Raw genomic sequence first — 12,312 nt, 5'->3', positions numbered from 1 at the left:
CAGCCCGCCCAGCTTGCTCAGCCAGGCGTTCGCCGCACCCCCGGAGAAAGACGTCGCGCTCAGGGCCGCTCTCCGCGCTTGACCTGCGGCTTGGGCAGCCGGAGTCGACGCATCTGCAGCGTGCGCATCAGCGCGTACGGGACGGCGCCCTTCTTGGGCGCGTCGGGGAAGCGCGCGTTCAGCTGCTTCTTCAGGCGGATCGCGATGCCGATCGAGTCGAGCACGATCATCGCGATCACCACGAGCCACAGCAGCAGCGCGATGTTCTGCAACGAGCCCACCCGCACCATGCTCAGTACGAGGATGACGACGGCCATCGGCAGGAAGAACTCGGCGACGCAGAACCGCGAGTCCACGAAGTCCCGCGCGAACTTGCGCACCGGACCCTTGTCGCGGACGGGCAGGAAACGCTCGTCGCCGCTGGCCAGCGCCTGGCGCTGCTTCTCCAGCTGGGCCCGGCGCTCGTCACGCTGCCGCTTGGCCGCCTCCTTCCGCGACGTCGGCGTGTTGGCGACGCTGCGGCGCTGGGTCTGGGCCTCACTGCGCTTGGGCGTGGGGCGACCCTTGGGGGCCTGCGGGTCACGGGGCTGCTTGGAGTCGGTCACCCGCGCCTTGACGGCGGGGGCCTTCTCTTCGTTGGCACGGCTACGGAACACAAAACCCAAGGGTACGGGGTACCGCGGCATGGACCACAGCGGACCGGGGAACGATCCGGCAACACCGGACGTCTGTACTGGGACAAGGGGGACGTTGCGTGCCGTTCGGCTCCCGGAGGTCCCGCGGGACCCCGGGGGACCCCGAGAGACACCTACTCCCTACGCCGGAGCGGGGCCGTACGCAGTCGTCCTTGGGGATGAGCGCATCCGTCCCCGAACAGTGCGGTAATGGATGCAGGGCCCGTACTGTGGGTTCTGTCGCAGGTGCTGGAGCCGTAGTCCGTCAGAAGGGGGCGCGCGAAGCCCATGAGCGGTGTCATGAAGCGTATGGGGATGATCTTCCGCGCGAAGGCGAACAAGGCCCTTGACCGGGCCGAGGACCCGCGCGAAACCCTCGATTACTCGTACCAGAAACAGCTGGAGCTGCTGCAGAAGGTGCGCCGCGGCGTCGCCGACGTGGCGACCTCGCGCAAGCGCCTGGAACTCCAGCTCAACCAGCTGCAGTCGCAGTCCTCCAAGCTGGAGGACCAGGGCCGCAAGGCGCTCGCCCTCGGCCGCGAGGACCTGGCCCGCGAGGCGCTCTCCCGCCGGGCCGCGCTCCAGCAGCAGGTGACCGACCTGGAGACCCAGCACCAGACCCTCCAGGGCGAGGAGGAGAAACTCACCCTCGCGGCCCAGCGGCTGCAGGCCAAGGTGGACGCCTTCCGTACGAAGAAGGAGACCATCAAGGCCACCTACACCGCGGCCCAGGCGCAGACCCGGATCGGGGAGGCCTTCTCGGGCATCTCCGAGGAGATGGGCGACGTCGGCATGGCCATCCAGCGGGCCGAGGACAAGACCGCGCAGCTCCAGGCGCGGGCCGGCGCGATCGACGAACTGCTCGCCTCCGGAGCCCTCGACGACCAGTCCGGGCTCGCCAAGGACGACATCCAGAGCGAGCTGGACCGGCTCTCCGGTGGTACGGATGTGGAGCTGGAACTCCAGCGCATGAAGGCGGAGCTGGCGGGCGGGACGTCGCAGCAGGCGATCGAGGGCGGCCCCGGCCGGCCCGGCTCCCAGCAGCAGCCGCAGGACACTCCGCGCTTCGACAAGCAGTAGGAACGCACCGGCATCCGCCGGGTCCCACGCCTGAGGAGGGCGACATGATCGTACGGATCATGGGGGAGGGGCAGGTGACGCTGGCCGACGGCCACCTCACCGAACTGAACAGACTGGACGACGAGCTGCTCGCCGAGATGGAGCGCGGCGACCAGGAGGGCTTCCGGCGCACGCTGGCCGCCCTCCTGGAGGCGGTCCGCAGCCTGGGCACGCCCCTGCCGGACGACTCCCTGGAGCCGTCCGGCCTGATCCTCCCCTCGCCCGACGCGTCCCTCGACGAGGTACGCACGATGCTGAGCGACGACGGCCTGATCCCCGGCTGACTTCCCGCCCCACGGACACACGCCCTCCCCGCCCGCTGCGGGAGGCGCCGCCGCCGACCGTCGAGCAGGACGCGGTCGTGGTGAGTCCGCCGACCCACCCCGCCCCCGGGACCCGCCGGGTGCCGTACGCACGAAGGACGACGCTCCCCGGCCACCGGGACACCCGGACACCGGCACCCCGGCAGCCCCGTTCCGCCTCCCGCAGGGGCCCCGTACCTTTGCGGGGTGAGCACCCTCGAGCGGACCCGGTGCAGACTCCGAGCACACCCCCTCGCCCTGGACGCGGCCCTGGCCGCCGGCGTACTGGCCTGCATGCTGGCCGGTTCCTACGTCGATCCGCACGGTGAGCACGGCGCGACCTGGGGTGCCCGCACGGCAGGCGCCCTCAGCCTCGCGTTGATGGTGCTCGGCGCGGCAGCCCTCGTCTTCCGCCGCCGTGCCCCGATGACGGTCCTGGCCGCGACGGGTGCCGTCTCCCTCGTGGAGCTGGTGACCGGCGACCCCCGCGCCCCCGTGGCGATGTCCGCCGTGGTCGCCCTCTTCACGGTGGCGTCGGCGACCGACCGCCCCACCACCTGGCGCGTGGGCCTGCTCACCATGACCGTGCTGACGGCGTCCGCCATGCTCGCGGGCCCGCTGCCCTGGTACGCCCAGGAGAACCTCGGCATCTTCGCCTGGACCGGCATGGCCGCCGCCGCCGGCGACGCCGTACGCAGCAGGCGCGCCTTCGTGCACGCCATCCGGGAGCGGGCCGAGCGCGCCGAACGCACCCGTGAGGAGGAGGCGCGCAGGCGTGTCGCCGAGGAGCGGCTGCGCATCGCCCGCGACCTGCACGACGTGGTCGCCCACCACATCGCCCTCGTCAACGTGCAGGCGGGCGTCGCCGCACACGTCATGGACAAGCGGCCCGACCAGGCGAAGGAGGCGCTCGCCCACGTCCGGGAGGCCAGCCGCTCGGCGCTCAACGAACTGCGGGCCACGGTCGGGCTGCTGCGGCAGAGCGGCGATCCGGAGGCCCCGACCGAACCTGCCCCCGGCCTGGACCGCCTCGACGAGCTGGCCGACACCTTCCGCAACGCCGGGCTGCCCGTCGAGGTCGCCCGCGCCGACCACGGCACCAGTCTGCCCGCCGCCGTCGGCCTCGCGGCGTACCGGGTGATCCAGGAAGCCCTGACCAATGTGCGCAAGCACGCGGGCCCCGAGGCGAAGGCCGAGGTAAGCGTCGTCCGCGTGGGGTCGAACGTCGAGGTGACCGTGCTCGACAACGGCCCCGGGCAGCAGGAGGGGCCGCGGGACGGCGGCGGCCACGGTCTCCTCGGCATGCGCGAGCGCGTCACCGCGCTGGGCGGCACCTGCACCGCGGGTCCCCGCTACGGCGGCGGTTTCCGGGTCCATGCGATCCTGCCGGTCAAGAACCGCACGTCCGTCACGGGGGGCCCCGCATGACCATCCGCGTCCTGCTCGCCGACGACCAGGCACTGCTGCGCAGCGCCTTCCGCGTCCTGGTCGACTCCGAGCCCGACATGGAGGTCGTGGGGGAGGCGTCCGACGGTGCGCAGGCGGTGCGGCTGGCGCGGGAGGAACGCGCCGACGTGGTGCTCATGGACATCCGTATGCCGGGCACCGACGGACTGGCCGCCACCCGGCTGATCAGCGCGGACCCCGGGCTCGCGCACGTCCGCGTGGTGATGCTGACGACGTTCGAGGTCGACGAGTACGTGGTGCAGTCGCTGCGGGCGGGCGCGTCCGGGTTCCTCGGCAAGGGCTCCGAGCCCGAGGAACTGCTCAGCGCCATCAGGATCGCGGCGGGCGGTGAGGCGCTGCTGTCGCCGGCGGCCACCAAAGGGCTGATCGCCCGGTTCCTCGCGCAGGGCGACCCGGCCGACGACGGACAAGACCCGGCCCGCCTGGAGCGGCTCGGCACGCTCACCGGGCGCGAGCGCGAGGTGCTGGTCCAGGTGGCCGGCGGGCACTCCAACGACGAGATCGCCGAGCGGCTGTCGGTCAGCCCGCTCACCGTGAAGACGCACGTCAACCGCGCCATGGCGAAGCTGGGCGCGCGCGACCGGGCACAGCTGGTCGTGATCGCGTACGAGTCGGGCCTGGTCCGTCCGAGGGTGGACTGAGACCGAGGATCCGGAGCCGGCCCAGGGGCCGATCCGGGCCGGCCACCGCACACGCGCGGGGCGCCCCTCCTTCGAGGAGGGACGCCCCGTCGGCGTGGGTGCGGCGGGAGCGCTACGGCAGCGCCAGCATCCGCTCCAGCGCCAGCTTCGCGAACGCCTCGGTCTCCCTGTCCACCTCGATGCGGTTGACGAGGTTGCCCTCGGCCAGCGACTCCAGGGTCCACACCAGGTGGGGGAGGTCGATGCGGTTCATGGTCGAGCAGAAGCAGACCGTCTTGTCGAGGAAGACGATCTCCTTGCCCTCGGGAGCGAAACGGTTCGCCAGCCGGCGGACCAGGTTCAGCTCCGTGCCGATCGCCCACTTCGAGCCGGCCGGGGCCGCCTCCAGCGCCTTGATGATGTACTCCGTGGAGCCCACGTAGTCGGCGGCGGCCACCACCTCGTGCCTGCACTCCGGGTGGACCAGGACGTTCACGCCGGGGATCCGGGCCCGTACGTCCTCCACCGACTCGAGCGAGAAGCGGCCGTGGACGGAGCAGTGACCGCGCCACAGGATCATCTTCGCGTCGCGCAGCTGCTCGACGGTCAGGCCGCCGTTCGGCTTGTGCGGGTTGTAGAGGACGCAGTCGTCGAGGGACATCCCCATGTCACGGACGGCCGTGTTGCGGCCCAGGTGCTGGTCGGGCAGGAACAGCACCTTCTCGCCCTGCTCGAAGGCCCAGTCCAGCGCCTTCTTGGCATTGGACGACGTGCAGATCGTGCCGCCGTGCTTGCCGGTGAAGGCCTTGATGTCGGCGGACGAGTTCATGTAGGAGACGGGCACGACCTGCTCGGCTATGCCGGCCTCGGTCAGCACGTCCCAGCACTCGGCGACCTGCTCGGCCGTCGCCATGTCGGCCATGGAGCAGCCGGCGGCGAGGTCGGGCAGGACCACCTTCTGGTCGTCGGAGGTCAGGATGTCCGCGGACTCGGCCATGAAGTGCACGCCGCAGAAGACGATGTACTCGGCCTCGGGCCGCGCGGCGGCGTCGCGGGCCAGCTTGAAGGAGTCGCCCGTCACGTCCGCGAACTGGATGACCTCGTCGCGCTGGTAGTGGTGGCCGAGCACGAAGACCTTGTCCCCGAGCTTCTCCTTGGCCGCGCGGGCGCGCTCCACCAGGTCCGGCTCGGACGGGGAGGGCAGGTCGCCGGGGCACTCGACACCGCGCTCGCTGCGCGGGTCGGCCTCCCGGCCGAGCAGCAGCAGGGCGAGAGGCGTCGGCTGTACGTCGAGCTCCTGGGGCTGGGCGGTGGTCACCACACGCACCCTTTCTGTTCTGCGGCTCGCCGGACCGTTTCGAGCGGCCCGGCGGGACATGTGGGACAAGCCTTCTCGTCGAAATGACGCTATCTATGATAACCGCTTCACGTCACGTTGACGATGCCCATAGCGTCGATGTGACGTGAATCCCGGCAGGGGTTGTCCCCAGCCGCTGTCCGTGCTCTGGTGCATGTGCGAGCATGAAGAGGACAGAAGCGAGAAGACACGCTTCGGCCCGGAATGAATCCGCGGCCCCGCCGGTTGCAACCGTCGGCAAGCAGTCTCCGTACAACCCGGGAGAGAAGCAGATGTCCGTATCGGACGAGACCACCACCGTGAGCGACGGCATCATCCTGTCCGACGCCGCCGCGGCCAAGGTCAAGGCCCTGCTCGACCAGGAAGGCCGCGAGGACCTGGCGCTGCGCGTCGCCGTTCAGCCCGGCGGCTGCTCCGGCCTGCGCTACCAGCTCTTCTTCGACGAGCGCTCCCTCGACGGCGACGTCGTCAAGGACTTCGACGGCGTCAAGGTCGTCACCGACCGCATGAGCGCCCCGTACCTGGGCGGCGCCTCCATCGACTTCGTGGACACGATCGAGAAGCAGGGATTCACGATCGACAACCCGAACGCGTCGGGTTCCTGCGCCTGCGGCGACTCCTTCAACTAGACCGGCTCCCCGGCCGAGCGCGGTCGGTGTGTACGGCACGGCCGCGCGCCGAGGAGACATGACGAAGGCGGCGTCCCCGTTCGACGGGGACGCCGCCTTCGTCATGTCTCGAAGCGGCCCGCGCGGCTGTCGTCCGGGGCCCGGCCGTCACCGGTGTGGCCGTCACCGGTGTGCGGCCGTCATTTCGGGCGCGACCGTCACGGAGGCGCGGCTGTCATCCAGGGGCGGCCGTCACCGGGGCTTCGCCGAGCCCTCCGGAGACGTCACCTTGCCCTCCCGGACCTCCTTGCCGTCCGTCCCCACGACCTCGCGGCCGCCGAGCGGCGCGTCCAGCCGCACCGTCTGCCGGTAGACCTTGGCGATCAGGATGCAGGCCTTGCCGGGATGCGGCTTCTCGGTGACGGTGACCGTCACCCTGCCCTTGCTCTCCTTCGCGTCGGCCGAGTAGTCGGCGCACACCCCGCCCGTGAAGCTCACGGTCAGCTTCTTGCCGTCGGCGGTGTAGCCCTGCACGCGCACGTCCCGCGGGGCCGGCTGCGAGGTCGGCTCGTCACCCGGTCCGCTCGGCCGCGGACTCGGCTGCTCGGTCGGCGTCCCGGCGGGCTCGGGCGAGGTCAGGTACCGCGGGTCGACGGCCGGATGCGTCACGGTGAACCCGTCGTCCGCCCCCTTGGCCCGCACGTCGAACAGCCAGGACGGCACCAGCGTCTGCCGTCCGGCCACGAAGTGCGCCGCGAGCCCGAAGACCGCCTTCTCCACGGCCACGGACTCCCGCGCCGACGTGGCGGTCGACCCCTCGCACGGCGCCTCCTCGCGGTCCTTCAGCGGTACGGGGCTCGCGCAGCCCCCGATGCCTTTGCGCCCGCCGCCCGCCGCCGACCCGTTCATCAGATCCAGCGTCTTCTCCGCCCCGATCACGGGGTACGTGTCCCCCTCGACCGGAGCCTTCAACTGCCCGCTGCCGCCCACCACCTGGCTGTCCCCGCCCACCTGGACACCGGTGGTCCACCCGTACGTGGGCAGGTCACCGATCCGCGGGTCCGCGTTCACCACCCGGACGGCGCCCATGAGCTGGCGCGCGTCCAGCTTCGCGTCGTCCTGCCCGACGGCCTTCAGCACGGGTGCCGCGGCCTTCCTCGCGGCGGCCTCGCTCACCGCGTCACCGTCCTTGGCGCCCGGGGCGCTCCCGCACACCGTGCCGCTCCCGCAGTCGTCCGTGCCGGGCGCGTACCGACTGAACGTCCAGGTGCCCGGCGCCTGCCTGTTCACCTGGAGGCTCGGCCCGGAACCGTCCTTGTCCGGCCCCACCTTCCAGGTCCCGCCCGCGAGCCTCGGTGTGCCCTTCAGGCCGAGGGCCCCGGCCAGCCGGGCCACCTCGCCCTCCGTGACCTCGCCCTTCGCCCGATAGACGGGCGCGGAGTCCGGGCCGGCGGGCAGCTCGCCGACCGCGTGGTAGGTCACGCCGTAGGGGTTGGGCTCACCGGGCGCGATGCCGTTGGTGTCCCCGGTGCCGCCCGTGCCGCCCTCGGTGTAGCCGTCGAGGGCCAGCGGCGGGGGAGTGCCGTCGCCGCCGGGGGCGGCCGAACCGCCCCGGTCGTCACCGCTGCCGGCCGCGGTCGTGGCGACGTACGCCCCGCCGCCGCCGACCAGCAGCACCGCGGCCGCGACCGAGACGACGGCCACCGGGGAGTGCCGGCGGCGCTGCCCGGCCGTCCCGGCGTCGCCCTCGGCCGGTTCGCTCGCGTCGTTGTCGCGTCGCTCGGTGCTCACCGCATCGCTCCTTCGGCTCCGCTGCTGTCCCTGTGACCCGACCCTGTCAAAGTCGGATCCTCAGGAGTCGTATACCCCGTCCCCTCCGCGGGGGACGGCGATGAGACGCAGCGGCGGAGCGTGCGGTTCCCCGCGGGCGCCGGGCCCGGCTCCAGGCCTGGTTCCGGCCGTTTTCCGTCAGTCGCCGTAGTCGGACATCGCGTCCAGCAGCCGGGCGGAGGAGGAGGGGACCGTGACGCCGTGGATGAGCAAGGGGGAGACGGGCCGGGGAGTGGCGTGGGCGGGTGCCGCCCAGTGCCGGACCATCCGGGCGCAGTCGCCGCGCAGCGACGCCAGGTCGACCTCGGGGTCGAGCGAAGCGGAACCGTGGACCTTGAGGTTCGTCATACCGGCACCGTATGCACCGGGAGGTCACGAAGAAAGATCTACTATCGGGTAGTTTTGCCCGCTTCAGCACTGCCGGTCCAGCCGGTAGCGTGAAGCGTCATCCCCTCCCTCCCGCAGGAGCGTGTCCTCGCCGTGCGTATCGCAGTCACCGGCTCCATCGCCACCGACCACCTCATGACCTTCCCCGGCCGCTTCGCCGACCAGCTTGTCGCGGACCAGCTGCACACGGTCTCCCTCTCCTTCCTGGTCGACAACCTCGACGTGCGCCGGGGCGGAGTGGGCGCGAACATCGCCTTCGGCATGGGTCAGCTGGGCACCTCACCGATCCTGGTGGGCGCGGCCGGCGCCGACTTCCACGAGTACCGGGCCTGGCTGGACCGCCACGGCGTCGACACCGGTTCCGTCCGCATCTCCGAGGTGCTGCACACCGCGCGCTTCGTCTGCACCACCGACGCCGACCACAACCAGATCGGCTCCTTCTACACCGGCGCGATGAGCGAGGCCCGCCTCATCGAGCTCAAGTCGGTGGCGGACCGCGTCGGCGGCCTCGACCTCGTCCTGATCGGCGCGGACGACCCCGAGGCGATGCTGCGCCACACGGAGGAGTGCCGCTCCCGCACGATCCCCTTCGCCGCCGACTTCTCGCAGCAGATCGCCCGGATGAACGGCGACGAGATCCGGATACTGCTCGACGGAGCCACGTACCTCTTCTCGAACGAGTACGAGAAGGGGCTCATCGAGTCCAAGACCGGCTGGACGGACGAGGAGATCCTCGGCAAGGTCGGCCACCGGGTGACGACACTCGGTTCGCGCGGTGTGCGCATCGAGCGCGCCGGCGAGGACCCGATCGAGGTCGGCTGTCCCGAGGAGGAGCGCAAGGCCGATCCCACGGGCGTGGGCGACGCGTTCCGCGCGGGCTTCCTCTCCGGCCTCGCCTGGGGCGTCTCCCTGGAGCGCGCCGCCCAGGTCGGCTGCATGCTCGCGACGCTGGTCATCGAGACCGTCGGCACGCAGGAGTACCAGCTGCGCCGGGCCCATTTCATGGACCGCTTCACCAAGGCGTACGGCCACGACGCGGCCGCCGACGTCCAGGCGCACCTCGTCTAGCGGTACGGACGGACGGCCTCTCCGGGTGGCGCCGGCAGCCGGAGGGGCCGGGGCTCACGACACCCGGCGGACCACGTAGGCCGAGCCCCGGTCCGCCGGCTCCTCGCCGACGTACTCCTGCCCCCGCATCTCGCACCACGCCGGGATGTCGAGCCGGGCCGCCTCGTCGTCCGCGAGGACCCGGACCGTGCCGCCGACCGGCACGTCCGCGATGACCTTGGCCAGCTCGATGACGGGGACCGGGCAGCGCCTGCCCAGGGCGTCCACCACGAGGGCGTCGGACGCCGCGGGCGTCCTCGCCGGCTCCCCGGGGGCCCCCAGCTTCTCGCGGACCGCGGAGACCGTGCCCGGCAGGACCGCGAGGAAGCGCTCGACCTCCTCGGACGTGGTCCCCGGCGGCAGCGACACCCGGACGTTGCCCTCGCTGAGGACGCCCATCGCCCTCAGGACATGGCTCGGGGTCAGCGTGCTGCTCGTGCACGAAGAACCCGACGAGACCGAGAAGTCCGCCCGGTCCAGCTCGTGCAGAAGTGTCTCCCCGTCGACATAGAGACAGGAGAAGGTGACGATGCCGGGCAGCCGGCGGACCGGGTCGCCGACCACCTCCACGTCCGGGACCAGCTCGGGCACCCTGATCCGGATCCGCTCCGTCAGCTCACGCAGCCGGACCGCCTCCGCGGCCGACTCCGCCCGGACGGCGCGCAGCGCCGCCGCCGCGGCCACGATCCCTGGGATGTTCTCGAACCCGGCCGCCCGGCCCGACTCGCGCTCGTCCACCGGTCCCCGGGGCGCGAACCGCACTCCCTTGCGCACGACGAGCAGCCCGACCCCCGCCGGGCCGCCCCACTTGTGGGCGCTCGCCGCGAGCAGGGACCAGTCGCCCTCCACCGGCCCCCAGCCCAGCGACTGCGCGGCGTCCACCAGCAGCGGCACCCCCGCCTCCCGGCACGCCTGCGCGACCGCGGCCACCGGCTGTTCCGTGCCCACCTCGTGGTTGGCGGACTGGAGGCAGGCCAGAGCCGTGTCGGCGCGCAGGCCCGCCGCGTACTCCTCGGCGGAGACGGCACCGGTGCGCCGTACCGGGACCCGGGTCAGCGTGCCGCCGTCCGATGCGTGCAGCTCCGCCGAATGGAGCACCGAAGAGTGTTCGACCGCTGACACGATCAGGTGGCGTCCGACGCGCCGTCGTCCCCCGAGGGCGCCCGCGATCCCGTCGTGCACGGCACGGGTCCCGGACGAGGTGAAGGCCAGCTCGTCCGGGCGGCAGCCCACCGCGTCGGCGGCCGCCTCGCGGGCGGCGTCGAGCAGCAACCGGGCGCGCCGCCCCTCCCGGTGGAGCCGGGCGGGGTCGGCCCACCCTTCGTCGAGGGAGGCTTGCAGGGCCTGGCGGGCGACGGGGTGCAGCGGTGCGGACGACGCGGCGTCGAAGTAGGACACGCCCACACGCTAACTCTTCCCACCCCGGTCCGGAGAGGGCGTCAGAAACGGCCGGAGCGGGGCATTCCGGAAGTCCCCCGGCGGGCTCCCCGCGGCGAGCCGCACCCCTTCGGGGTGCCCGACGGCGCGTTGGGCACCCTCCCCGCGCGACCCCAAATAGCGTCCAGTAGGGTTTGGTCCGCATAAACATCCAAACCCCTGCCCGTGTGCCAGGGCGGCGAGCGACCAGCGAGAAGGCCGTAGCCAACCAGCGCGGGCGAGACTCTCGGGAAGGCGCTACGTGAGTCCCAACGGCTCCGACCGCTCGCCGCGGCGCCCGATGCGGCGGAAGCTGCTGCAGGCACTGACTGCGGGCCTGGTCCTGGCGACCGCGACCGGTTGCACATACAAGGACTTCCCCCGCCTTGGTATGCCCACCCCGACCACGGAAGAGGCTCCGCGGATCCTCTCCCTGTGGCAGGGGTCGTGGGCGGCCGCGCTCGCCGTCGGCGTGCTGGTGTGGGGTCTGATCCTGTGGAGCGCCATGTTCCACCGGCGCAGCCGCACCAAGGTCGAGGTTCCCCCGCAGACCCGGTACAACATGCCCATCGAGGCGCTGTACACGGTGGTCCCGCTCATCATCGTCTCGGTGCTGTTCTACTTCACCGCCCGCGACGAGTCGAAGCTCCTCAGTCTCGACAAGAAGCCCGACGTCACCGTCAACGTCGTGGGCTATCAGTGGAGCTGGGGCTTCAACTACATCGAGAACGTCGACGGTTCCACCGGGAACGCGAAGACCGACAAGAACCTGGCCGCGATTCCGCGCAAGTACAAGGACGACTTCCCGGCGAACGCCGGTGGCGTCTACGACGTCGGCACGCCCGGCTCGCGGAACCCGCAGACCGACAACCCCGGCCCGACCCTCTGGCTCCCCAAGGGCAAGACGGTCCGCTTCGTCCTCACGTCACGTGACGTCATCCACTCGTTCTGGGTGGTGCCGTTCCTGATGAAGCAGGACGTGATCCCGGGCCACACCAACTCCTTCCAGGTGACCCCCAACAAGGAGGGCACCTTCCTGGGCAAGTGTGCCGAGCTCTGCGGCGTCGACCACTCCCGGATGCTGTTCAACGTGAAGGTCGTCTCTCCCGAGCGCTATGAGGCCCACCTCAGGAAGCTCGCCGAGCAGGGACAGACCGGTTACGTCCCGGCCGGCATCGAGCAGACGGACCACGAGAAGAACCGGGAGAGCAACGTACTGTGAGCATCCTCAACGAACCTCAGGGTGCTGCCGGGGCGGAGGCTGAGCACTACCAGAACGAGGTGCCGGTCCGGCGCAGGCAGCCCGGCAACGTCGTGGTCAAGTGGCTCACCACCACGGACCACAAGACGATCGGCTCGCTGTACCTGATCACGTCGTTCGCGTTCTTCTGCATCGGTGGCGTCATGGCGCTGCTGATGCGTGCC

12 protein-coding genes and 1 pseudogene are annotated in these 12,312 nt (G+C 71.6%); 8 read left to right on the top strand and 5 right to left on the bottom strand.

Annotation, left to right across the window (positions count from 1 at the left end):
• Positions 1 to 59: 59 nt before the first annotated feature.
• Complete coding sequence (locus ACFYP4_RS04320; protein WP_358855858.1) at positions 60 to 686, bottom strand: DUF3043 domain-containing protein; 627 nt, start codon at positions 684 to 686, stop codon at positions 60 to 62.
• A gap of 276 nt (positions 687 to 962) precedes the next feature.
• Between ACFYP4_RS04320 and ACFYP4_RS04315 the strand changes: the two genes are divergently transcribed.
• The 4 genes from ACFYP4_RS04315 to ACFYP4_RS04300 all read left to right on the top strand — a co-directional run bounded on the left by ACFYP4_RS04315 (position 963) and on the right by ACFYP4_RS04300 (position 4,203).
• The gene (locus ACFYP4_RS04315) at positions 963 to 1,754 is read left to right on the top strand and encodes a PspA/IM30 family protein (RefSeq protein ID WP_358855857.1); all 792 of its coding nucleotides are present in this window, start codon (positions 963 to 965) and stop codon (positions 1,752 to 1,754) included.
• 44 nt (positions 1,755 to 1,798) lie between these two features.
• Positions 1,799 to 2,077, top strand: coding sequence for a hypothetical protein (locus ACFYP4_RS04310; protein WP_358855856.1), 279 nt, complete (start codon positions 1,799 to 1,801; stop codon positions 2,075 to 2,077).
• A 225-nt stretch (positions 2,078 to 2,302) separates the two neighbouring features.
• Positions 2,303 to 3,523: a sensor histidine kinase gene (locus ACFYP4_RS04305; protein WP_388782744.1), complete on the top strand. Its 1,221-nt coding sequence runs from the start codon at positions 2,303 to 2,305 to the stop codon at positions 3,521 to 3,523.
• On the top strand, positions 3,520 to 4,203 hold the full coding sequence (locus ACFYP4_RS04300; RefSeq protein ID WP_358855854.1) for a response regulator transcription factor: 684 nt from the start codon (positions 3,520 to 3,522) through the stop codon (positions 4,201 to 4,203). Before ACFYP4_RS04305 ends, ACFYP4_RS04300 begins: the two co-directional genes overlap by 4 nt.
• A 112-nt stretch (positions 4,204 to 4,315) precedes the next feature.
• Here ACFYP4_RS04300 and nadA read toward each other — a convergent pair whose 3' ends face one another.
• On the bottom strand, positions 4,316 to 5,500 hold the full coding sequence (gene nadA, locus ACFYP4_RS04295; protein WP_388782742.1) for a quinolinate synthase NadA: 1,185 nt from the start codon (positions 5,498 to 5,500) through the stop codon (positions 4,316 to 4,318).
• Positions 5,501 to 5,811: 311 nt separating this feature from the next.
• On the opposite strand from nadA, the gene ACFYP4_RS04290 reads away from it, so the two are divergent.
• Complete coding sequence (locus ACFYP4_RS04290; RefSeq protein ID WP_358855852.1) at positions 5,812 to 6,168, top strand: iron-sulfur cluster assembly accessory protein; 357 nt, start codon at positions 5,812 to 5,814, stop codon at positions 6,166 to 6,168.
• A 231-nt stretch (positions 6,169 to 6,399) separates the two neighbouring features.
• Here ACFYP4_RS04290 and ACFYP4_RS04285 read toward each other — a convergent pair whose 3' ends face one another.
• A complete protein-coding gene (locus ACFYP4_RS04285) occupies positions 6,400 to 7,938 on the bottom strand; it encodes a hypothetical protein (RefSeq protein WP_358856011.1) in 1,539 nt (512 codons plus the stop codon).
• Between the two features lie 177 nt (positions 7,939 to 8,115).
• Positions 8,116 to 8,325, bottom strand: coding sequence for a hypothetical protein (locus ACFYP4_RS04280; RefSeq protein ID WP_358856012.1), 210 nt, complete (start codon positions 8,323 to 8,325; stop codon positions 8,116 to 8,118).
• A 132-nt stretch (positions 8,326 to 8,457) separates the two neighbouring features.
• Between ACFYP4_RS04280 and ACFYP4_RS04275 the strand changes: the two genes are divergently transcribed.
• Positions 8,458 to 9,432: a carbohydrate kinase family protein gene (locus tag ACFYP4_RS04275; protein ID WP_388782738.1), complete on the top strand. Its 975-nt coding sequence runs from the start codon at positions 8,458 to 8,460 to the stop codon at positions 9,430 to 9,432.
• A 54-nt stretch (positions 9,433 to 9,486) separates the two neighbouring features.
• On the opposite strand, the gene ACFYP4_RS04270 is transcribed toward ACFYP4_RS04275, so the two are convergent.
• Positions 9,487 to 10,869 carry a cysteine desulfurase/sulfurtransferase TusA family protein gene (locus ACFYP4_RS04270; protein ID WP_388782735.1) on the bottom strand — a complete coding sequence of 461 codons (1,383 nt, stop codon included), beginning with the start codon at positions 10,867 to 10,869 and terminating at the stop codon, positions 9,487 to 9,489.
• Positions 10,870 to 11,149: 280 nt separating this feature from the next.
• Between ACFYP4_RS04270 and coxB the strand changes: the two genes are divergently transcribed.
• Both coxB and ACFYP4_RS04260 read left to right on the top strand, forming a co-directional pair.
• A complete protein-coding gene (coxB, locus tag ACFYP4_RS04265) occupies positions 11,150 to 12,109 on the top strand; it encodes a cytochrome c oxidase subunit II (RefSeq protein ID WP_358856015.1) in 960 nt (319 codons plus the stop codon).
• Positions 12,106 to 12,312 (top strand): annotated as a pseudogene (locus tag ACFYP4_RS04260) (cytochrome ubiquinol oxidase subunit I); the annotation flags it as partial. The gene coxB and the pseudogene ACFYP4_RS04260, both read left to right, overlap by 4 nt.

Source organism: Streptomyces sp. NPDC005551, assembly GCF_042871785.1.
Lineage (GTDB): Bacteria > Actinomycetota > Actinomycetes > Streptomycetales > Streptomycetaceae > Streptomyces.
This window is presented reverse-complemented; position numbering and strand designations above follow the sequence as displayed.

What these genes read in the sequence shown, in the direction of transcription:
- ACFYP4_RS04320 (WP_358855858.1), bottom strand. Translation starts at nt 686, where the DNA reads ATGCCGCGGTACCCCGTACCCTTGGGTTTTGTGTTCCGTAGCCGTGCC.
- ACFYP4_RS04315 (WP_358855857.1), top strand. Translation starts at nt 963, where the DNA reads ATGAGCGGTGTCATGAAGCGTATGGGGATGATCTTCCGCGCGAAGGCG.
- ACFYP4_RS04310 (WP_358855856.1), top strand. Translation starts at nt 1,799, where the DNA reads ATGATCGTACGGATCATGGGGGAGGGGCAGGTGACGCTGGCCGACGGC.
- ACFYP4_RS04300 (WP_358855854.1), top strand. Translation starts at nt 3,520, where the DNA reads ATGACCATCCGCGTCCTGCTCGCCGACGACCAGGCACTGCTGCGCAGC.
- ACFYP4_RS04290 (WP_358855852.1), top strand. Translation starts at nt 5,812, where the DNA reads ATGTCCGTATCGGACGAGACCACCACCGTGAGCGACGGCATCATCCTG.
- ACFYP4_RS04280 (WP_358856012.1), bottom strand. Translation starts at nt 8,325, where the DNA reads ATGACGAACCTCAAGGTCCACGGTTCCGCTTCGCTCGACCCCGAGGTC.